The 19,453-nt window shown below is 63.9% G+C and carries 21 protein-coding genes; 9 read left to right on the top strand and 12 right to left on the bottom strand.

Going from position 1 to position 19,453, the window contains the following annotated elements; all coding sequences use genetic code 11:
- Window position 1: 1 nt before the first annotated feature.
- The 9 genes from ACR65W_RS16905 to ACR65W_RS16865 form a co-directional block, all read right to left on the bottom strand.
- Entirely contained in the window at window positions 2-550 is a 549-nt protein-coding gene (locus tag ACR65W_RS16905; RefSeq protein ID WP_434497891.1) for a CDP-alcohol phosphatidyltransferase family protein, read from the bottom strand.
- The gene (locus ACR65W_RS16900; RefSeq protein ID WP_434497890.1) at window positions 547-1,380 is read right to left on the bottom strand and encodes an ABC transporter permease; all 834 of its coding nucleotides are present in this window, start codon (window positions 1,378-1,380) and stop codon (window positions 547-549) included. Before ACR65W_RS16900 ends, ACR65W_RS16905 begins: the two co-directional genes overlap by 4 nt.
- Window positions 1,377-2,291, bottom strand: coding sequence for an ABC transporter permease (locus tag ACR65W_RS16895; RefSeq protein ID WP_434497889.1), 915 nt, complete (start codon window positions 2,289-2,291; stop codon window positions 1,377-1,379). The genes ACR65W_RS16900 and ACR65W_RS16895 overlap by 4 nt, the downstream gene beginning before the upstream one ends.
- Before the next feature lie 177 nt (window positions 2,292-2,468).
- Entirely contained in the window at window positions 2,469-3,521 is a 1,053-nt protein-coding gene (locus tag ACR65W_RS16890; protein WP_434497888.1) for an ABC transporter ATP-binding protein, read from the bottom strand.
- Window positions 3,518-4,291 carry a class I SAM-dependent methyltransferase gene (locus tag ACR65W_RS16885; protein WP_434497887.1) on the bottom strand — a complete coding sequence of 258 codons (774 nt, stop codon included), beginning with the start codon at window positions 4,289-4,291 and terminating at the stop codon, window positions 3,518-3,520. The genes ACR65W_RS16890 and ACR65W_RS16885 overlap by 4 nt, the downstream gene beginning before the upstream one ends.
- A gap of 41 nt (window positions 4,292-4,332) precedes the next feature.
- On the bottom strand, window positions 4,333-4,812 hold the full coding sequence (locus ACR65W_RS16880) for a DNA polymerase III subunit chi (RefSeq protein ID WP_434497886.1): 480 nt from the start codon (window positions 4,810-4,812) through the stop codon (window positions 4,333-4,335).
- 86 nt (window positions 4,813-4,898) lie between these two features.
- Window positions 4,899-5,204, bottom strand: a complete 306-nt coding sequence (locus ACR65W_RS16875; RefSeq protein WP_434499031.1) for a BON domain-containing protein — start codon at window positions 5,202-5,204, stop codon at window positions 4,899-4,901.
- Between the two features lie 58 nt (window positions 5,205-5,262).
- Window positions 5,263-5,658 (bottom strand): DUF4383 domain-containing protein, encoded by a 396-nt coding sequence (locus ACR65W_RS16870; protein WP_175094964.1) that lies wholly within the window; start codon window positions 5,656-5,658, stop codon window positions 5,263-5,265.
- Between the two features lie 332 nt (window positions 5,659-5,990).
- Window positions 5,991-7,547: a leucyl aminopeptidase gene (locus ACR65W_RS16865; protein ID WP_434499032.1), complete on the bottom strand. Its 1,557-nt coding sequence runs from the start codon at window positions 7,545-7,547 to the stop codon at window positions 5,991-5,993.
- A gap of 390 nt (window positions 7,548-7,937) precedes the next feature.
- Between ACR65W_RS16865 and lptG the strand changes: the two genes are divergently transcribed.
- From lptG to aat, 8 genes are all read left to right on the top strand, one after another.
- Complete coding sequence (gene lptG, locus ACR65W_RS16860) at window positions 7,938-9,023, top strand: LPS export ABC transporter permease LptG (protein ID WP_434499033.1); 1,086 nt, start codon at window positions 7,938-7,940, stop codon at window positions 9,021-9,023.
- Window positions 9,023-11,599, top strand: a complete 2,577-nt coding sequence (locus ACR65W_RS16855) for an LPS-assembly protein LptD (RefSeq protein ID WP_434499034.1) — start codon at window positions 9,023-9,025, stop codon at window positions 11,597-11,599. The genes lptG and ACR65W_RS16855 overlap by 1 nt, the downstream gene beginning before the upstream one ends.
- 134 nt (window positions 11,600-11,733) lie before the next feature.
- Window positions 11,734-12,495: a DsbA family protein gene (locus tag ACR65W_RS16850; RefSeq protein ID WP_434499035.1), complete on the top strand. Its 762-nt coding sequence runs from the start codon at window positions 11,734-11,736 to the stop codon at window positions 12,493-12,495.
- A gap of 91 nt (window positions 12,496-12,586) precedes the next feature.
- Window positions 12,587-13,030 carry a type II 3-dehydroquinate dehydratase gene (aroQ, locus tag ACR65W_RS16845; protein ID WP_434499036.1) on the top strand — a complete coding sequence of 148 codons (444 nt, stop codon included), beginning with the start codon at window positions 12,587-12,589 and terminating at the stop codon, window positions 13,028-13,030.
- A 7-nt stretch (window positions 13,031-13,037) separates the two neighbouring features.
- A complete protein-coding gene (gene accB / locus ACR65W_RS16840; protein WP_434499038.1) occupies window positions 13,038-13,562 on the top strand; it encodes an acetyl-CoA carboxylase biotin carboxyl carrier protein in 525 nt (174 codons plus the stop codon).
- Between the two features lie 13 nt (window positions 13,563-13,575).
- On the top strand, window positions 13,576-14,934 hold the full coding sequence (accC, locus tag ACR65W_RS16835) for an acetyl-CoA carboxylase biotin carboxylase subunit (protein WP_434499039.1): 1,359 nt from the start codon (window positions 13,576-13,578) through the stop codon (window positions 14,932-14,934).
- Between the two features lie 18 nt (window positions 14,935-14,952).
- Window positions 14,953-15,273, top strand: a complete 321-nt coding sequence (locus ACR65W_RS16830) for an MliC family protein (protein ID WP_434499040.1) — start codon at window positions 14,953-14,955, stop codon at window positions 15,271-15,273.
- A 69-nt stretch (window positions 15,274-15,342) separates the two neighbouring features.
- The gene (aat, locus tag ACR65W_RS16825; RefSeq protein WP_434499041.1) at window positions 15,343-16,011 is read left to right on the top strand and encodes a leucyl/phenylalanyl-tRNA--protein transferase; all 669 of its coding nucleotides are present in this window, start codon (window positions 15,343-15,345) and stop codon (window positions 16,009-16,011) included.
- On the opposite strand, the gene ACR65W_RS16820 is transcribed toward aat, so the two are convergent.
- Window positions 16,008-16,766, bottom strand: coding sequence for a DUF2155 domain-containing protein (locus tag ACR65W_RS16820; protein ID WP_434499042.1), 759 nt, complete (start codon window positions 16,764-16,766; stop codon window positions 16,008-16,010). The genes aat and ACR65W_RS16820 overlap by 4 nt on opposite strands.
- An 85-nt stretch (window positions 16,767-16,851) precedes the next feature.
- Window positions 16,852-17,259, bottom strand: a complete 408-nt coding sequence (locus ACR65W_RS16815; RefSeq protein ID WP_123175493.1) for an NADH:ubiquinone oxidoreductase subunit NDUFA12 — start codon at window positions 17,257-17,259, stop codon at window positions 16,852-16,854.
- A gap of 134 nt (window positions 17,260-17,393) precedes the next feature.
- Between ACR65W_RS16815 and ACR65W_RS16810 the strand changes: the two genes are divergently transcribed.
- Window positions 17,394-18,602, top strand: a complete 1,209-nt coding sequence (locus ACR65W_RS16810; RefSeq protein ID WP_434499043.1) for an FAD-dependent oxidoreductase — start codon at window positions 17,394-17,396, stop codon at window positions 18,600-18,602.
- Between the two features lie 5 nt (window positions 18,603-18,607).
- On the opposite strand, the gene ACR65W_RS16805 is transcribed toward ACR65W_RS16810, so the two are convergent.
- The coding region (locus ACR65W_RS16805) for a YncE family protein (RefSeq protein WP_434502884.1) at window positions 18,608-19,453 on the bottom strand (846 nt) is incomplete at its 5' end.

Here is a 19,453-nt window from a genome sequence, read left to right as displayed (position 1 = left end):
GTCACAGCCTCATATGCTGGACCCAAAGCCACAGATAGACGCAGGCGGAAGCGACGGTCAATGCGGCGACGGCGACAATGAGCGTCACATTTAGCAGCGGAATATGAACGCCGTAGGCCTGAGCCGCCAGGATGACGCCGGCGAACACCAGTTGCGCGGCGGTGGTCGCCTTGGAAGAAAAGTGTGGATGCACCTTCATCGGCCGGCCCATGAGCCATGACAGCGACACGGCGCCGGTGATCATGACATCGCGAAACACCACCATGATTGCGAGCCACGCCGGCAGCGCGTCAACGATCGCGAGCGTCACGTACATCGAAACGATCAGCGCCTTGTCGGCGATGGGATCGAGAATCGCGCCGAGTTCCGATTGGAGATGGTAGGTCCGGGCCAGCCAACCGTCGAGGGCGTCGGACAGGCCGGCAACGGCGAATAGCAGGAAGGCGGCGATCCATTGCCGCTCGACGATCAAGATGATCGCCGCCGGCGTCAGCACGAGACGGCCAATGGTGATGAAATTCGGGAGAGAAGCGAACCAATTGTGAGTCATGATGCATTATCTGGCGCGCGCGCCAAGCTTGTCACCACTTGGCTATCGCGCCGCGCGCGCCTGGAAGAAACAAGCGCCGCGAGTCCGAGCGCGACGGCGACGAGCGCCAGAAGCAGCGTCGAAATGGCGTTGATCTGCGGCGAAACGCCCAAACGTACTTGTGAGTAGATGCGCATCGGCAGCGTCGTCGCGCCGGGTCCCGTCGCAAAACTGGCGATGACAAGGTCGTCGAGCGAAAGAGTGAACGCCAGGAGATAAGCGGTGACGATCGCCGGCGCGATCTGCGGCAACGCGACGCGGACAAAGGCCCCGAAAGGCGTCGCCCCCAGATCCATCGCCGCTTCTTCGAGCGCCGGATCGCTGTCGCGCAGCGCCGCGAGAATCGCGACCGTCGTGAAACACATTGTCAACGTAACATGACCGATGACCAGTGTGATGAAGCCTCGTCCGACCCCGAACGCGACGAAACAGGTGAGGAGCGCGAGGCCAAGCACGACCTCCGGCAGAACCAGCGGGGCATGAACGGCGCCGAAAAACAGCATGCGCGCGCGAAAGCGGCCGAAACGCGCGAGCGATACGGCGGCCAGAAGGCCCAGCAGAGTTGCGATGGTGGCCGAGGTCAGCGCGGCGACGAGGCTGATCTTCGCCGAATGTAGAAGCTGCTCATTCTCCAGGAGCGCCGCATACCATTTCGTTGAAAATCCGCCCCACACGGAAACCAGACGCGACGCGTTGAAACTCATGACCGCGAGAATGACGATCGGCGCGTAAAGGAAGACAAAGCCTATAAAAAGGGTCGCGCGACGCGCCCAGGAGACGACCGCGCTCATCGGGCGTCGTCCTCATCGGCAAGCCGCGCCCGCTCCCACAGCAGCAGCGGAATCATCAACACAGCGACGAGCGCGATCGCCGCGGCCGAGGCCGCCGGCCAGTCGTGGTTGGAGAAGAAGTCGTTCCATAAGGTTCGCCCGATCATCAGCGTCTCGGAGCCGCCGAGGAGATCGGGAATGACGAATTCACCGACCGCGGGAATGAAGACAAGGAGCGCGCCCGCAACGACGCCTTCACGCGACAGCGGCAGCGTCACGCGCAAGAAAACGTGCGCCGGCGACGCCCCGAGATCCGCCGCCGCCTCGCGAAGACTGGGGTCCTGACGCTCCAGCGCCGCGTAGAGCGGCAACAGCATGAAGGGCAGATAGGAGTAGACGATGCCGACGACGACGGCGCCGGTTGTCGCGAACATTTGCAGCGGCGCGCTAATGAGGCCAAGCGCCATCAGCGCGTTATTGATCAACCCCTCGTCCTTCAAAAGCGCGATCCAGGCGTAGACGCGGATGAGAAAGCTCGTCCAGAAGGGGGCCGCGGCAAGGCCGATGAGCATGGGACGCAGGCGCTCGGGCGCGCGCGCCATGGCGAGCGCGAAAGGATAGGCGATGATCAGCGCGATCAGCGTCGAGACCGCGGCGATGGTGAGCGAGGACAGATAGGATTCGAGATAAAGCGTGTCGCTCATCAGGGCGCGATAGGCGTCAAAACTAAAGGTCTGCGCCTTGGCCCAGATGGCGGCCAAACTGTCGGAAGGCTCGAAAATCGGCCGATAGGGCGGGCGCGCCAGCACCGACTGCGAAACGGAAATCTTGGCGATGAGCACCATCGGCGCAAGGAAAAAGGCGCCGATCCACAGATAAGGCGCCGCGATCACGAGCCGCTCGCCCAGCGAGAGTCTGCGGCGTGCGCTCATGCCTCGGCGCCGCCGTAAGCGCCCTCATCCTGAGGAGCCTGCGCAGCAGGCGTCTCGAAGGACGAGGGCGCGGCTTCTCGCGCGACTGGATTTCCTCGTCCTTCGAGACGGCCTCTCCGAGGCCTCCTCAGGACGAGGAAATCCGCATTGCGCCGCGCATTCATTGTTAACCTCACCCTATCTCTCCTCCGCGAGAAGCGTTCCCGCGCCAGGCGGGAAGCTGAGCCTCACGGAGTCGCCGATCGCGTGGCGTTCGCCATGGCCCGCCGCCGCCCGCAGAACGATGTTGCTGGCGACGCGCACCCGCAGCAGCGTCGTTTCGCCGCGAAACACGAAGTTCTCGACGAAGCCCGCGATTCCCTCGCCCTCGCGCGCAACGCCAATCCGCTCGGGGCGCACGCTGAGCGTCGCCTGCGCGCCATCAGGAAAATTTCCAGGCTCGCAGGGGATTCGTCCAAACTCAGTGATCAGCGCCGCAGCGCCATTGCGCTCCAAGCGCCCCTCGATGAAATTGGTTTCGCCGACGAAGCCGGCGACGAAGCGCGTCGCGGGCCGATCGTAAATCTCCATCGGCCCGGCGACCTGCTCCACCCTGCCCGCCCGCATCACCGCGATGCGGTCGGCGAGCGCCAGCGCCTCGTCCTGGTCATGCGTGACGATGACGAAGCTCGTCTGCGTCAGCCGCTGGATTTCCTTGAGCTGAAACTGCGTCTCTTCGCGCAGCTTGCGATCGAGCGCGGCCAGCGGCTCGTCGAGCAACAGCATTTTCGGACGCGGCGCGAGCGCCCGCGCCAGCGCGACGCGCTGCTTCTGTCCGCCGGACAGCTCGTCGATTCGCCGATGGCCAAAAGCCGAAAGCTGCGTCATCGCAAGCAATTCGTTGACGCGCGCGTCGATGGCGTCTCTCGTCCCCCCTTGCCGTCGCAGACCGAAGGCGATGTTCTCAAAGACATTGAGATGCGGAAACAGCGCATAGGACTGGAACATCATGTTCACGGGTCGCCGATAGGGCGGCACGCCGGAAAGATCGTCGCCATTCAACGCGATCGTTCCAACGTCCGGTGACTCGAAACCCGCGATGCAACGCATCAGCGTGGTTTTGCCGCAGCCCGACGGGCCGAGCAGCGCGAAGAATTCGCCGGCTCCCACGTCGAGCGATACGTTCTCGAGCGCAACGACCGCGCCGAATTTTTTGCTGACGCTTTTAATCGACAGCAGCGGCGCGCTCACCCGCCAGCCTCGTCGCGACGAAACTCGGCGCGCCAATGGCGCGCGAGGCCGCCGCTTGCCGGAAGATCTTCCAGTGAAACAAGCCGAAGACCGTCGACGGCGAACGCCTCGATGTCCCTCCGCGCGAGCGGCCATGGCGGGCCGCCAAGATCTTCGCCATTGTCGCGCGCCCGCGAGATGACGAGCAGCGTTCCGCCCCGCGCGACAAAGGCGGCGAGCGCCCGCGCGGCGTCGGGCAGAAGCGTCTCGGGAAGCGCCTGCAGCGTATAAAGCTCGTGCACGAGATCGAAGGCGCCGCGCCATTCCGATGGCGCATCGAAGAGATCGGCGACGCGATAGTCGACCGCGCTCTTCGGAAATCGCTCGCGCGCCCATTGCACGGCCCGTTCGACGAGATCGAAGGCGACGACATGCGCGCCGGCGCGCGCCAGCGCTTCGGCGTTGTCGCCCAGTCCGCAGCCGACGTCGAGCGCGCGAAGGCCGACGAGCGAGCGCGCGGCCAGCCAATCTTCAAGCAGCGGGCGCGGCTCAAGATGCGCCCAGGGCACGGCCGCCGGATCGTCTTCGGCAAGAGCGTAGACCGCCTCGAACCATTCCTGGCGCTTGGGATCGGCCTCGATCCCGCCGGGACGCTTATGCGGATCAACGGCGTCGAGCCTTTCGCGCGCCCGAGCGCGGCGCTCGGCGAAATCTTCGCTTAGAGCGCGCTGCGAAAAAGTGGAATCCGGTTTTTCGCGTGGAGCGCGCTCTAAGCCTTTGGAATCGATCACGTCATCCGCATCTGGGCGATCCCGCCCAGATGCGGCGTGATCTACGCTTTCGGTTCGCGCGCCTTCTCTTCCCATCCGCCGCTCTCGCTCTGCTGGTGATAGACGAGGCTATAGCCCAGATCGCGCAGTTCTTTCCATTGCGCGCGCGCGTCGGCAAGTTCGGCGTCGTCGCGCCCGTCGAAAACTAGCGCGGCGCGTTCGCGCGGCGCGCCAGAGCCGGCGAGCACGGGGGCGATGCGCGCGCCCTCGATGAAAAACCGCACCTCGGCGTCATTGGGATTGTCGTTCTCGCAGGTGAGATAGATCGGCTGCGCCTGCGGCGCGTCGTCCACCTTCGTTCCGTGCGGGAGAAAGCTTTCCGGACGGTACGACCAGAGATCGGCGTCGAGCCGCTGGAGGCGCGTTTCGCTCGTCGCCTGCACGGTGGCGCGCCAGCCGCGCGCGCGTGAACGCTCGAGGAGCGTTGGCAGCGTCTGCTCCACCGTGGCGCGAGTGAGATGATAGAAGGCGATCTCGGGCATGGCGGGCGCCTTTCGCCCCCGCCTATGTCGGAACTCTCCGCCTCGCGCAAGTTTTATGGCTGGCCGCTCTCCCTACGGGACGCCTATCACCCCGGCGTCCAGGAGGGCGGATCGCTTGCCGGAAAGGATTCGACCCCGGCCTGGTAGACGTCGTCTTGGGGCGCCTCCCAAATCACGCTGATGGTCAGGGCGTTTTTGACTTTGAGGGGCGAAGAGGCCGTTGAAGCGGCGTATTCCGCCTCCATCCATTCGGCCGCCGAGGCGACGGAGCCCTTCAGCACGACTTCTCCGTCGACGATCTCGACCGAGATCGACTTGGCGTCCGCCAGAGGGCTTTTGTCGAGAGCCTCGCGGACGGCGTCGCGAAGCCCTGCTGTGTCCATACCGGTCATCGCAGCCTCGGCCCAAAGCGCCGCAGCCCGAAGGCTGCGGCGCGGCGCTTTACAGCTCTTACATATGGGCCGTGGTGACCGATCGTTCCATGGGCTTGGTAAAACCGATCGCGAGCAGGACGACAGCCAGCACTGCATGCAGCCAGTGGTCGGCGTGGTTCATCGCGACCAGCCCGCCGAACTCGGCGACGTTCGGCGCAATGAAGCCCAGGATGGCGATCGCTGCATAGAGGATGGCCACTGTGCGAATCATGAGGACCGGGACGCCGAAATAGGGGCTGAGCAGCAAGAGCGCTCCGGTGATGAGGTGCACGAAGTTATGGGCTGCGTTCACATGGAAGTAGCCGCCGTCATAGACGATCGGATTGGGGACGAACCCCAGCAGGCCGACCGCCACGAACACAACGCCGAGTATGGTCGCGATGAAATCGGCGTTCCATCGAGATTCGATCATGATGCGTTCCTTTCAGTCCAGGACCAACTGAACTGAGCATCAGATTGGGCGGCGCAAGCTCATTTCCATTAAAAAGCGGACAGAATAACGTATTTAAGCATGTAGGCTGAAGCTTTAGCAGCAACTCCTGGCGTCAATGCGGCAAGCTTTATTTAATCTCTCCTCAACCTGTTTCTTGACGCCATTTATAAAAAAGGCGCGTCATCCTACGGCAGCGCCCAATCTTCTGCTCTGCAGCAGAGAATCGAGAGCCAAACAACAGAAGAACTCCAGAGTTTGGGCTGAATTGACTGACACAGCCTATTGCTCCCGCCCAGACGAGCGATCGTCAGCTAGCCCTCATAATAATCCCGCACCAGCCGGTCGAGCAGCCGCACGCCCCAGCCGGCGCCCCAGCTCTGGTTGGTGTCGCTCATCGGCGAGCCCATGCCCGTGCCTGCGATGTCGAGATGCGCCCAGGGCGTCTTGCCGACGAAGCGCTGTATGAAATGCGCGGCGGTGATCGAGCCGGCGTGCCGGCCGCCAGTGTTCTTCATATCGGCGAACTTCGAGTCGATCAGCTTGTCGTAAGCCGGACCCATCGGCATGCGCCACAGCTTTTCGCCGACGTGGTTCCCGGCTTTGGTCAGGCGATCGGCAAGCTCGTCATTGTTCGAGAACAACCCGCCATATTCCTGTCCCAAGGCGACGAGAATGGCGCCGGTGAGCGTCGCCAGATCGATGACCGCGGCGGGCTTATGGTTCTCGATGACGTATGTCAGCGCGTCGGCGAGGACGAGCCGACCTTCGGCGTCGGTGTTCACGATCTCGATCGTTTGACCCGACATGGATTTGACGATGTCGCCCGGCCGCTGCGCCTTGCCGTCCGGCATGTTCTCGACGAGGCCGAGCACGCCGACGACATTGGCCTTCGCCTTGCGCGCGGCGATCGCGTACATGGCGCCGGTCACCGCGGCGGCGCCGGCCATGTCGCCCTTCATATCCTCCATCGAGGCGGCCGGCTTGATGGAAATGCCGCCCGAGTCGAAAACGACGCCCTTGCCGACGAAGGCGATCGGCGCCGCGCCCGCGGCGCCGCCGCTCCAGCGCAGCACGACGAGCCGGATCCCCGCCTCGGACCCCTGCCCGACGCCGAGCAGCGCCCGCATCCCGAGTTCGGACATCGCCTTCTCGTCGAGGACCTCGACCTCGACGCCGAGCTTCATCAGCTCCGACGCGCGGCGGGCGAATTCCGGCGGAGTCAGGACGTTCGCCGGCTCATTGACGAGAGTCCTTGCGAGCATGACGGCGTCCGCCAAATGGCCGCCATCCGACATCGCGGCGCTATGGCCGTCCGGATCGGCCAGGCCGACGACGACCTCCATCGGTCCTTCGCGCTCGGCCTCGTCCTTCTTCTTTGTCTTGTAATGGTCGAATTTGTAGGCGCGCAGCCAGCCGCCGAGCGCGAATTGGCCGACCGAGTCGTGAGCGGCGGAAACCCCTTCCGGCAGGTCGAACAGCACGACCGCCCGCGCCCCCGGACCCATTTTCGCCGCGGTTTGTCCGCCAAGCGCGAAAAAGTCATCGAAGGGCTTGGCGGCTTCGCCGCCCTCTGCCCCGGTCTCGTCCCCGGCGCCGACGCCCATCAGTATCACTCTGCTGGCGGGCGCGCCGGGCGCCGCCAGAATCTCGAGCGACGTTCCCGACTTGCCCTTGAATTTCGCCGCCGCGGCGGCGCGCGAAAGATGCGCGGCCGCATCCTTGAGCACGCTGGCGGCGCGCTCGCCCATGGCGAGATCGCGGCCGACAAAAGCGACGAGCGTTCGCGGATGCCCGGCGTCCTCGGGCTGGCGCAGCAGCGCTTCAACGGCGTCGAATGGCTGGAGTTCATATTTGGCGTTGACGAGCATCAGGGCCTCTTGCCTCCTCCGCCGAAGCGGAAGCCGTTCCGGCGCGAATGCGTCGGTTTTTGAGAAAGTTAGCGCCGGCGGCGCGCCAGACGCGCGATTTGACGGGAGCGGTCCGTAATATCTTCCGGCGGGCGGCGGCGGTCAATCGCGGGTCCGGTCATTTTTTGAACTATTCCAGATTCTCGTCCCGCCGCGGAATCGCCGCGATCTTTACGCAGAAATCCGACGTGGCGCAAAAGCAACGCTCGCGAATTGAATATGTCGGGGCGGCTCAGAGGAGCCGCGCAACGCTTGCGCGCAAAGATGCGAGCGTCTAGCGATCGTTAACTGGGCCTTAACTGCTCCCGCCTGGGGCGGCGCGCCAAAACACAAAGGAGGACAGCCGCAGCCATGATCGGGGCGACGATCACGCGCTATTTTGCGCTGCGGTTTATGCGCACGATTCTGGCGATCTTTTTTACGATTTTCTGCCTGATGTTCGTCGTGGTTTTCGTCGAGATGCTGCGGCGCGCCAGCGACAATCCGCAGGCCGGCGCGGCGACCGTCGCGCTGATGACGGCGATGCGGGTGCCGGCGGCCGCCGAGATGATCCTGCCCTTCGCCGTTCTCTTCGGATCGATGGCGACCTTCGTCGACCTCACCAGGAAGCTTGAATTGATCGTCGCCCGCGCCGCCGGCATGTCGGTTTGGCAGTTCATTGCGCCGCCGGCGCTCACCGCCCTGCTCATCGGGGTTGTGTCCGTGGCGATTTACAACCCCCTCTCGGCTTCGATGAAACAGCGCTCCGAACAAATGGAATGGGATCTTTTCGGCGTGCCCGGCAGTCTGCGCATCGACCACGGCGTCTGGCTCCGCCAGCACGGAGTCGACGGCCTCGCCATCATGCACGCCATGAACTCCTCGCATGGCGGCTCGGAGCTCGCGGAGGTCAGCGTCAACATTTACGCGGCGCGCGGCGGTTTCCTGGAGCGGGTCGAAGCGCGTCACGCGCGACTCGAGCCCGGAGTCTGGGTGCTCGAAAACGCCCAGGTCAGCCTGCCCGGAGAGCCGGCGCGCAGCGTCGGTTCTTACATGCTCGCCACCGACCTGACTCCCGAGCAGGTGGCGGCGGCGACGACGCCGCCACAAGGCACGCCGTTCTGGTCGCTGCCGGAAATGACGGCGCGCACCGCCGAAGCGGGTCTCGACGCGACCGGCTATCGGCTGCAGTTTCAGACGCTTCTTGCGCGACCGCTGCTGCTCGTCGCGATGGTTCTCGTCGCCGCTTCCTTTTCATTAAGATTCTTTCGATTTGGCGGGGTCGCAAAAGCCCTTTCGGGTGGCGTGGCCGCAGGCTTCGTGCTTTACATCGTTACTAAAGTCCTCTCGGATCTCGGCGGCGCAGGCATGATCAGCCCTGTGGTGGCCGCATGGTCGCCTGCGCTAGTCGGGAGCATGTTGGGCACGGTCATTTTGCTCTATTCGGAGGACGGCTGATGGCGCTCACCAGCTCCTCCCGGCGCCTATCCATTCTTGCGGCCGCGCTCGCGCTCTTCGAAGCGGCTTTCGCCACGCACTCCGCCGCTGCGGCGCCGCCGGCCGCGGGCGCCGACGCGCGCATGGTCGTCGAGGCCAAGGAGCTCGTCTATGACGAGAAAAGCAACACCGTCACGGCGCGCGGGGCCGTCCAGATCTATTACAAGGGCCGGCTGCTCGAAGCCGACCGCGTCACCTATGACCGCAACACGTCGCGCGTCTTCGCCGAGGGCCACGCCACGCTGACCGAAACCGACGGCTCGATCGCCAGGGCCGAGCGTTTCGACTTTACGGACGATTTCAAGAACGGGTTCATCGACAGCCTGCAGGTCGACACCGTCAACAACACGCATTTCACCTCGCCGCGCGCCGAGCGGACCGGCGAGACGACGACCTTCGAAATGGGCACCTACACCGCCTGCGAGGCCTGTCGAGACGATCCCGCAAAACCGCGCACATGGTCGGTTCGCGCCAAACGGATCATTCACGACAACGTCGAGAAGATGATCTATTACGAGGATGCGTCCTTCGAACTTCTTGGCGTGCCTGTCGCCTATGTGCCGTTCTGGTCGTCGGCAGACCCATCGGTGAAGCGCAAGTCCGGTTTTCTATCTCCGGTTTTCATCTATCGCCAGCAGCTCGGCGCCGGCGTGGGCGTGCCTTACTTCTGGGCGATTGCGCCGGATTACGACCTGACCGTAACGCCGGTTTATTTTTCCCGGCAGGGCCCGTTCGTCACGGCCGAATTCCGTCAACGCTTTGACAATGGCGGCTATACGATCCGTGGTCAGGGCACGCATGTGGGAGACACAGGCGCCTTCGCGCAAGCCCCGCTCGGCGCCGGCGGCAAGCAGTGGCGCGGCGCCATCCAGTCTTTGGGCGAATTCTGGCTCAACGACCGTTGGCGCGCTGGCTGGGACATCACGGCGCTGTCCGATCGCTACTTCCTGCAGGACTACCAGCAATACAATTATCTCCTGCAGAACTATTTCTTCCGCGAAGCGTCGTCGACGATCTATCTGACCGGCCAAGGACCGCGCAGCTATTTCGACATGCGCGGTTACTATTTCCAGCTGCTGTCGCCCAATGACGTGCAGGCGCAGCAGCCCGTCGTCCATCCGGTGATCGACTATAACCGCGTCTTCGACATTGATCCTGCGGCGACGGCAGGCGTTGGCGGACAGATTGAACTCGACGCCAATGTGACGAGCACTTCCGCCAACGTCGCGAACTTCGAGTCCATCCAGCCGCGAACGCTCGACCGCATCTATAGCCTGTACAACGTTTGCCAGATTTACGGGCGGGCGACCAACCCGGCGCAGAGCGGCTGTCTGTTGCGCGGCGTCGGCGGCGATTACCAGCACGCGACGATCAGCGGCGCCTGGAAGCGTAAAATCATCGATCCGGTCGGCGGCGTGTGGACCCCGTTCGCGTTCGCGCGTTTCGTCGGAAGCTATCTCGATTACGACCGGCAAGGCTTGTTCCCGATCTATAACCAAAGTCTGTCGGCGATCCCCAATGCCGCGCAGGGCCAGTTCTTCAACGGCGCCGACAACCGCTTCCGCGGCCAGGCGCTCCCGGGCTTCGGCGCCGAATGGCGATACCCGATCCTTGCCAGAAGCTTTATCGGCGACATCGTCTTCGAACCGATCGCGCAGGTCGTCGCGCGCCCCAATCAGACTTCGATTCCGTCGCTGGTGAACATCGACGCGCAAAGCCTCGTCTTCGACGATTCGACGCTGTTCGAATGGAGCAAATTCTCCGGCTATGACCGGTTCGAGACAGGCACACGCCTCAACTATGGCGGCCAGGCCACCCTGTCGTTGCCCAATGGCGGCTTCATCAACGCGATGATCGGCCAGTCGCGCCAGATCGCCGGCGCCAACTCCTATGCGCAGGCCGACGCGGCGAATGTCGGCCTCGATTCCGGCCTCAACTCGCGCGCATCGGACATCGTCGGCCGCTTCGCGTTTGCGCCTTCGTCCGTTCTCAGCCTCACCGCCAAGGGCCGCTTCGACAAGGGGAGCTTGCGCGCGCGGCGAGTCGACGTGTTCGCGACAATGAATCTGGATCCGATCTCGCTCCAGCTCCAATACGCGAATTACGCCTCACAGCCGGCGATCGGCTTTGACGTACGTCGCCAGGGACTCTCCGCGACCGGAAAATACGACATCACCAAAAACTATTTCCTGACGGGCACCGTCACCTTCGATATGAGCCGCTACCTCTATAACTCCCTCACCAATCCGACGTCCGTCTCATATGCGACGACGCTTACCGGCGTAAATCTCATCGGCTCGGCGCCCCTGTTCTCGGTCGCAACGCTCGGCGGCGGCATCGGCTATCACGACGAATGCACGACGCTGTCGATCAATTATTCGCAGATCTATCAGCCGCAGTCCTACACGGGCCTGCCGGCGCGCAGCCAGACGATAATGGTCACGCTCCAGCTGCGCACCCTGGGTGAAGCCAAGTTCAACTACGGCGTCGGTTCGGTGCTGGTGAACGACGGCGTTCGGACCAATCAGTCGCGCTAAGCCATTCGCGTGAAAGGCGCCGACCTCGTGAAAGGCGCCAACCTTACGTCAGGAGGACGCCCGCCGTCCTCCATGCTAAAAGCGCCGACGAACGGACCCCGACACGAACGCGCTGTCGCGCAAAGGAGAATGCAATGAGCTTTTTTATCTCGCTCGCCGCCGGCGCATGTCTCGCTCTAGGCGTCGCGACGCCGCTCTTCGCCGAGGAGCTTTCAGGCAAGCAGAAGGTTGAGATCGAGAAGGTCGTACACGACTATCTCATTGCGAACCCGGAGGTGGTCCGGGAAGCAATTGACGAACTTGGAAAGCGCGAAAAGGTCGCCGAGGCCGCCACACGGGAAAAGGCCGTCGGCCAGCACGGCGACAAAATCGTGAACTCGCCCAACCAGGCCGTCGTGGGCAATCCGAGCGGCGACGTCACACTCGTCGAATTCTTCGACTATAACTGCGGCTACTGCAAGCAGGCGATGGCTTCGGTCGCCAAGTTGATCGAGGCGGATCCCAAGCTGCGGGTGGTGCTCAAGGACTTCCCGATTCTGGGGCCCGACTCCGTCGAGGCGGCGCAGATCGCGACCGCTGCGCGCATGCAGCTCGACAGCCAGAAGTTCTGGGATTTCCATCGCAAGCTGCTCTCGACTCGCGGCCACATCGGCAAGCAGCAGGCGCTGGCGGCGGCGAAGGAGGTGGGCGCCGATATGCCCCGTCTCGAGAAGGACATGTCGAGCGCGGAGACAAAGGCCGCGCTGAAGGAAGTCGCTAAGCTGGCCGATGAGCTGCGGTTCGATGGAACGCCCGCCTGGGTGATCGGCAAAGAGGCGATCATCGGCGGCGTGCCCTACGCGCAACTGAAGGCCAAGATCGAAAACATGCGCAAATGCGGCAAGACCGCCTGCTAGCGCGGCGACGGGCTTTCTTTGCGGCGACAACAAGGCTAAGAGAGACGGCCTGCCGCCTTGAGATTTTTCGGGGAACGTTTTCGGAAGCGCTATGTCAGCCGTCCACGTGCTTAACGGTCCCAATCTCAATCTTCTCGGCAAGCGGGAGCCCGCGATATACGGAACGGCGTCGCTCGACGATATCCGCGCGACGCTGGAGAAGCGTTGCGCCGAACGCGGCGTATCGCTGGTTTTCCGGCAGTCCAACCACGAGGGCGATCTCGTCGACTGGATCCAGGAAGCCGGCGGCGCGGGCGCGCCGGTCATTTTGAACGCTGGCGCGCTGACGCACACATCCATCGCGCTCTATGACGCGATCAAGGGCGCGGAAGCTGTCGTCATCGAAGTGCATCTGTCCAATGTGCACGCACGCGAGAGCTTTCGGAGCCATTCCTTCATCTCGCCCGCAGCGCGCGGCGTGATCGCGGGATTCGGCCCGCTCTCATACGTTCTTGCCCTTGACGCCGTCTTTGAAAACGAACTGAGAAAGAGCTGAAACACTTATGGCGCGCAAAGCTCAACCGCCTCGCACCGCTTCCTCCCGCAAGCCGGCGTCGGTCACCGCGCCCGCGCCCGCCATCGACGCGGATCTGCTGCGCACGATTGCGGAGCTCGTCGCAAACAGCAATTTGACCGAATTTGAGGTGGAGAAGGGCGATTTGCGTATCCGCGCGGCGCGCGCGCCTGCCGCGGCGATCGCGAGCATCGGCGCCGCGCCGCCAGTCCAGCCCCCGCCGCCGCCGATGGCAAAGCCGGCCACGTCCCCTACTCCCGTCACGGAGCCCGCCGAATACCTGGACGCGGTGAAGTCGCCCATGGTCGGCACCGCCTATCTTCGGCCAAACCCCGACGCAAAGCCCTTCGTCGAGATCGGCGCGCGCGTTTCGCTCGGCGACAAGCTCTTGCTGATCGAAGCGATGAAGACCTTCAACGACATCGTCGCCACCAAATCCGGCGTTGTGACCGCCATACTGGTCGAGGACGGCCAGCCTGTGGAATACGGCGAACCTCTCCTCGTGATCGAGTAGGCGGCGGTAAGAGATGTTCGACAAAATCCTTATCGCCAACCGCGGCGAAATCGCGCTGCGCATCCTGCGCGCGGCCAAGGAATTGGGCGTCGCGACGGTCGCCGTGCATTCGACCGCCGACGCCGACGCCATGCATGTCAAGCTCGCCGACGAGTCCGTCTGCATCGGGCCGGCGCCCGCCCGCGATTCCTATCTCAATATCCCCGCCCTGCTCTCCGCCTGCGAAATCACCGGCGCGGACGCCGTGCATCCGGGCTACGGTTTCCTTTCGGAGAACGCGCGCTTCGCCGAGATTCTCGAAGAACATAACATCACCTTCATCGGCCCGAAATCCGAGCACATCCGCCTGATGGGCGACAAGATCGAAGCCAAGGCGACAGCAAAGAAGCTCGGCATTCCCTGCGTGCCTGGCTCAGACGGGCCGATCCTGAGCGAAAAGGAAGCGCTGAAGATCGCCGAGAGGATCGGCTTTCCCGTTCTGGTGAAGGCGGCGTCCGGTGGCGGCGGCCGCGGCATGAAGGTCGCGCGCGACGCGTATGACCTTCCCATCGCCATCGCCACCGCGCGCACCGAAGCAAAGGCCGCGTTCGGCGACGATACGGTCTACCTCGAGAAATTTCTCGAAAAACCGCGTCATATCGAGTTTCAGATTTTCGGCGACGGCAAGGGCCAGGCGGTTCACCTCGGCGAGCGCGACTGCTCGCTCCAGCGCCGACACCAGAAGATCTGGGAGGAAAGCCCCTCGCCCGCGCTCAACGACGCCCAGCGTATGGAGATCGGCGAGATCTGCTCGCGCGCCATGCGCGACATGCAATACGCCGGCGCCGGCACGATCGAGTTTCTCTACGAGAACGGCGAATTCTATTTCATCGAGATGAATACGCGCATTCAGGTCGAGCATCCGGTGACGGAGGCGATCACCGGGGTCGATCTCGTCTGTGAACAGATCCGGGTCGCGGCGGGCTCGCCGCTCTCCCTGCGACAGGAAGACATGTGGTTCTACGGCCACGCCATCGAATGCCGCGTAAACGCCGAGCACCCCACGAGCTTCAGGCCCTCGCCCGGGCGCATCGCTTATTACCACCCGCCCGGCGGCGTCGGGGTTCGCGTCGATTCAGCGGTCTATCAGGGCTATACGATCCCCTCCAACTACGATTCGCTCATCGGAAAACTGATCGTTCACGGGCGCAACCGAACGGAAGCGCTGATGCGGCTGCGTCGCGCGCTGGACGAATTTATCGTCGACGGCATCGATACGACGCTTCCGCTGTTTCGCACGCTCGTGCGCAACGCCGACGTTCAAAACGGCATTTACGACATTCATTGGCTGGAGCATTTTTTGGCGACGGGCGGCATCGAGCCCGATTTTTAGAGCGAAGGGTGGAACAAGATGCATCGATCGTCGGTCATCGTCGCGGTGGTTCTGGCGGCAGCTGCGCCGGTCGCGTCCGCCCACGCAAAAACCCCTCTGCGCGGTCCCTTCGTCTTCACATGTTCGGGCGATCCCAACGCCGCTCTGACGGTCACTTTCCTCGGCGCGAACGCCGATCGCGCGAAACTCGTCTTTAAGGGCGAGACCGTGATGGCCAAACAGGCGATGGCGGCGAGCGGGGCGCGCTATGTCGCCAAAGACATCGAGTTTTGGAACAAGGGCGACGACGCCATGGTCGAGTGGCGGGGCGCGAAGCTCAACTGCACGACGCGCAATTAATTCGACTTTCTTTAAAGAAACTCGCCGCCGAGGGTGGCGCGGCGTTCTCGCGCCGCTATCCTTGAATAGATGTCGCGCCTCAACGCCCCCTATGCGATCACCCCGCATCTTTTGCTCCGAGCCTATTCCATCGGGCTTTTCCCGATGGCCGAGAGCGCTGACGACGATCAGCTTTATTGGGTCGATCCGGAGCGGCGCGCGATCTTTCCCCTCGACGACTTCGTCGTGTCGCGCTCCCTGGCCAAGACGGTAAGGTCCGATCGTTTCGAGGTCGTCGTCGATCGCGATTTTGACGCGGTGATCGACGCCTGCGCCGCTCCCGCGTTTCGACGCGAGCGGACCTGGATCAACGCCGAAATCCACCGGCTTTATCGCGAGTTGTTCGATATTGGCTTTGCCCATACGGTCGAATGCCGCCTCGATGGGCGTCTCGTCGGCGGGCTCTACGGCGTCGCACTCGGGAGCGCCTTTTTCGGCGAGAGCATGTTCCATCTGGAGCGCGACGCCTCAAAGGTCGCGCTTGTCCACCTCATCGGGCGGTTACGGGCGGGCGGCTTCCAGCTGCTCGACACGCAATTCATTACGCCGCATCTCGCCTCGCTCGGCGCGATCGAGATTTCGCGCGAAGAATATCATCGCGCGCTCGAACGGGCGCTCCCGGAGAAAGCCAACTTCAGCGTCTGGCCCAAGACCGCGCCCGTGAGCGGCGTTCAGGCGCTGGCCGCGCTTGCCGATTAGAAGGGGAAAAGCGGGCTGTTCGCTGGAGGCGGCGCCGCAGCGGGGTTGGCCTGTTCGGCGCGCCGCTTCTTCTTCTTGCGCCCGCCTGTCGGCGAGGCGGCAGGATCTTCCGCTGGCGCAGGAGCCGCCTCAGGCTCGACGGGCGCCGGGGCCGCCTGATCGGTGGGGCCGATCGGCTGATTTTCCATCGGCGGCGGCGCCGTCGGTTCGACTCTCCGCGAGCGGCGCTTCTTGCCGCTGCCGCCTTCTGGCGTGACCGTCGCCTCGGCCTCGGCGGGCGGAGCCGCCGGCGCGGCCGCCTCGGCGGGCTGCGCAACCGTCTCCTTGCCGCCTTTGCAGTCGACCAGCCAGACGTCGTAGACGGGATGCTCGACCCCGTGGAGACCGGGACTCGCGGCGAACATCCAGCCCGAGAAGATGCGCTTCGCCTCTTGTTTGGCGTCGGTCTTGACCGTTTCGGGCTTGGGGTCGCCCCGATGTTCCGGCTTGAGGATGAGTTCGTCCACCTCGACGAAGCTCGTCGTCTGCGGGGTTTCGGTCTGCGGCCTCGTGTTGCATACGCGCGGCGTCACCTGAAGGGCGCCGAACTGAACGGTTTCATCGATCGCGACGTCGAAATTGATGATGCGGCCCGTGGTCTTGTCGAGGCCGGCGAAGATCGCCGTCGGATGGCGGATCGGCTCGGCTGACGCGGCGACCGCAAAAAAAACCCACGCGCCGACAACCGCTGGCGTCAGGGATAAGGGCAACTTCATCCGATCACCGCAGGATTCTCCGCCCGCCTCAAAAACAAGCCGGGGACGAAAGCAGGCAAGAAAGGCCTTTCCAAGGAGAGCGCGCTCAGCCTTCAGGCCGCCAAGGGGCGTAGTCGCCGCCGGCGGGCGGCCGCTCGCCCAGCGCGAGCTGAGAGCCCGGCGGCCGATAGGCCTGCGGCGTTCCGGTCAAATTGGCCTGATGCGGAAGCTCCCAGGAGCGCGGCCGATAGGTCTCGTCGGTCGGCGGCGTGTCCACCGTATGATGCAGCCAGCCGTACCAGCCGGGCGGCGTCGCCGAACCCTCGCAATAGCCGTTATAGATCACCCAGCGCCGTTCAAACCCTAGCGCCGCATCAATCTTGCCGCCGCGCCGACGGTAATAGACGTTGCCGAATTCGTCTTCGCCGACGCGCTCGCCGTAAAGCAACGTCCACAAGCCGGTGCTGAGCGTGGCGCGGTTCCACCAGGTGAAGAAACGAACGATATAGGACATGTATCTGGCGTCCTCGAATTTTGTGGCCCCTTATTGCGTCTGATGGCGCCAATGTCCAGCCTTGCCGCAGCCCCGCGACGATTCGGATTCGAAGCCGCTCGCGCTTCCGCTTGCGCCCAGAAATGGAGGACTGCATGGCCGCGATCTTCTCCGCCCAATGCTGCGTCGTCGGCGGCGGCCCCGCCGGGCTCATGGCCGGATTTCTGCTGGCGCGCGCCGGCGTCGATGTGATCGTCCTCGAAAAACACGCCGATTTTCTGCGCGATTTTCGCGGCGACACGATTCACCCGTCGACGCTGCGCATCATGGACGAGCTCGGCCTTCTCGACCAATTCCTGCGGCTGCCCCACCACAAGACCTATGAGCTCTCAGCCTGGATCGGGGAGCGTCAATACAAGGTCGCCGACTTCTCGAAGCTCCCTGGCAAGTGCAATTTCATCGCCTTCATGCCGCAATGGGATTTCCTCGACTTTATCGCCGAACATGCGCGCGCCCTGCCCAACTTCCGCCTTCTGATGCAGACTGCCGGCGAGCGCCTCCTGTTAGACGGCGACCGCGTCTGCGGCGTTTCGGCGACAGGGCCGGAAGGAGAGCTGAAGATCGAGGCCAAGCTCGTCATCGCCGCCGACGGGCGGAGCTCACGGATACGCGAGGACGCGGAGCTCCCCGTTGAGGATTTCGGCGCGCCGATGGACGTGCTGTGGTTCAAGCTGCCGCGCAAGGAGAGCGATCCCGACGAAAGCTTCGGCCGCGTCGCGCCGGGACGCATGCTGGCGATGATCGATCGCGGCTCCTACTGGCAGTGCGGCTGCGTCATCCCCAAGGGCGACGCCGAAAAATTACGCGAGAAAGGCATCGAGACGTTTCGCGATTCGATCGCCGGCTTAACGCCGTTCCTTACCGATCGCGTCGACACTCTCAAGGACTGGACCGGCGTCAGCCTGCTGACCGTTCAGGTCAACCGCCTCAAGATTTGGAGCCGCCCCGGATTGCTGTGCATCGGCGACGCCGCGCACGCCATGTCGCCGGTTGGCGGAGTCGGCGTGAACCTGGCGATCCAGGACGCCGTCGCCGCCGCCAATCTCCTTGCCGCGAAGCTGCGCGATGATGCGCTCAGCGACGATGATCTTGCCGCCGTGCAGCGCCGGCGGGAGTTTCCGACCCGCGTGACGCAGGCCATTCAGCTCGCCATCCAAAATCGCGTGGTGCGTAGCGTGCTCTCCGCGGAGAAGCCCTTCGATGCGCCGCTGGCGCTGCGACTCCTCAACGCCGTGCCGCTGCTGCGTCGATTGCCGGCGCGGCTCATCGGGCTTGGCGTGCGGCCCGAGCATATCCAAACGTAAGCCCGTCAATCGGCATCGCGAATAAAGGCCCCGAAAGCGCGCGGGCCGTCGCCGGTCTCCGCTTTCCCGAGAACTTTCAGCGTCTGCGCGTCGACCGCCCAGAGTTCGTTCGAGAACCAATTGGCGACATAGACGCGCGCGCCGTCGCCGCTGACCGAGAGGCCTTCCGGATATTCGCCGACCTTTATCGTTTCGAGCGGCGCCAAGCTTTCAGCGTCGAAGACGCTGACGCTGTCGCCATGCTGATTGGCGACGAAGACGCGGCCCTTGGCGAGCGCCACAGTATAGGGCCGGCTGCCGCATTTGAGCGTCGCGACGACTTTGCGGGAAGCGAGGTCGATGACGCTGACATCGTCGGATTCCACATTGGCCGAATAGGCGCGCGCGCTGGAAGCGTCGATCGTCACGCCGAAAGGATGCCTGCCGACCGGTATGGTCGCGGCGCGTGAAAACGTCGCCGCGTCGATGAGGGACAGCGCATTGTCGTCGCGGTCGGCGACGATGATCGTCTTGCCGTCCGGCGCCACAGCGACGCCCGACGCCATTGCGCCGACGCCGACGCTGCGCTGCGCGCCGCCTGCGAGAACAATCTCGACGAGGCGCCGGCCATAGAGATCGGCGACATAGACGCGCTTGCCGTCGGGGCTCGCGGCGACGCCGAGCGGCCCGCCTTCGACCGGAATGCGCTTTTCGATGGTGCGGGTCGCCGCGTCGATGACGGTGAGAAACTTGCCTTCGGGGCTGGTGATGAAGGCGCGCGCGCCGTCGCGCGACACCGCGACTCCCGCCGGCTTGCCGCCGATGGGCAGCGTCGCGACGGTCTGCATCTTGGAAAGATCGACGATCGAGAG

The sequence above is a fragment of the Methylocystis sp. genome (assembly GCF_051062815.1).
Taxonomy (GTDB): Bacteria; Pseudomonadota; Alphaproteobacteria; order Rhizobiales; family Beijerinckiaceae; genus Methylocystis.
This window is presented reverse-complemented; position numbering and strand designations above follow the sequence as displayed.

Coding starts and splice junctions, on each gene's coding strand:
- ACR65W_RS16850 (WP_434499035.1), top strand. CDS start 11,734: ATGAGCTTTTTTATCTCGCTCGCCGCCGGCGCATGTCTCGCTCTAGGC.
- ACR65W_RS16900 (WP_434497890.1), bottom strand. CDS start 1,380: ATGAGCGCGGTCGTCTCCTGGGCGCGTCGCGCGACCCTTTTTATAGGC.
- ACR65W_RS16810 (WP_434499043.1), top strand. CDS start 17,394: ATGGCCGCGATCTTCTCCGCCCAATGCTGCGTCGTCGGCGGCGGCCCC.
- aroQ (WP_434499036.1), top strand. CDS start 12,587: ATGTCAGCCGTCCACGTGCTTAACGGTCCCAATCTCAATCTTCTCGGC.
- aat (WP_434499041.1), top strand. CDS start 15,343: ATGTCGCGCCTCAACGCCCCCTATGCGATCACCCCGCATCTTTTGCTC.
- ACR65W_RS16875 (WP_434499031.1), bottom strand. CDS start 5,204: ATGACCGGTATGGACACAGCAGGGCTTCGCGACGCCGTCCGCGAGGCT.
- ACR65W_RS16870 (WP_175094964.1), bottom strand. CDS start 5,658: ATGATCGAATCTCGATGGAACGCCGATTTCATCGCGACCATACTCGGC.
- ACR65W_RS16865 (WP_434499032.1), bottom strand. CDS start 7,547: ATGCTCGTCAACGCCAAATATGAACTCCAGCCATTCGACGCCGTTGAA.
- ACR65W_RS16815 (WP_123175493.1), bottom strand. CDS start 17,259: ATGTCCTATATCGTTCGTTTCTTCACCTGGTGGAACCGCGCCACGCTC.
- ACR65W_RS16830 (WP_434499040.1), top strand. CDS start 14,953: ATGCATCGATCGTCGGTCATCGTCGCGGTGGTTCTGGCGGCAGCTGCG.
- ACR65W_RS16820 (WP_434499042.1), bottom strand. CDS start 16,766: ATGAAGTTGCCCTTATCCCTGACGCCAGCGGTTGTCGGCGCGTGGGTT.
- ACR65W_RS16855 (WP_434499034.1), top strand. CDS start 9,023: ATGGCGCTCACCAGCTCCTCCCGGCGCCTATCCATTCTTGCGGCCGCG.
- ACR65W_RS16905 (WP_434497891.1), bottom strand. CDS start 550: ATGACTCACAATTGGTTCGCTTCTCTCCCGAATTTCATCACCATTGGC.
- accB (WP_434499038.1), top strand. CDS start 13,038: ATGGCGCGCAAAGCTCAACCGCCTCGCACCGCTTCCTCCCGCAAGCCG.
- ACR65W_RS16880 (WP_434497886.1), bottom strand. CDS start 4,812: ATGCCCGAGATCGCCTTCTATCATCTCACTCGCGCCACGGTGGAGCAG.
- lptG (WP_434499033.1), top strand. CDS start 7,938: ATGATCGGGGCGACGATCACGCGCTATTTTGCGCTGCGGTTTATGCGC.
- ACR65W_RS16895 (WP_434497889.1), bottom strand. CDS start 2,291: ATGAGCGCACGCCGCAGACTCTCGCTGGGCGAGCGGCTCGTGATCGCG.
- accC (WP_434499039.1), top strand. CDS start 13,576: ATGTTCGACAAAATCCTTATCGCCAACCGCGGCGAAATCGCGCTGCGC.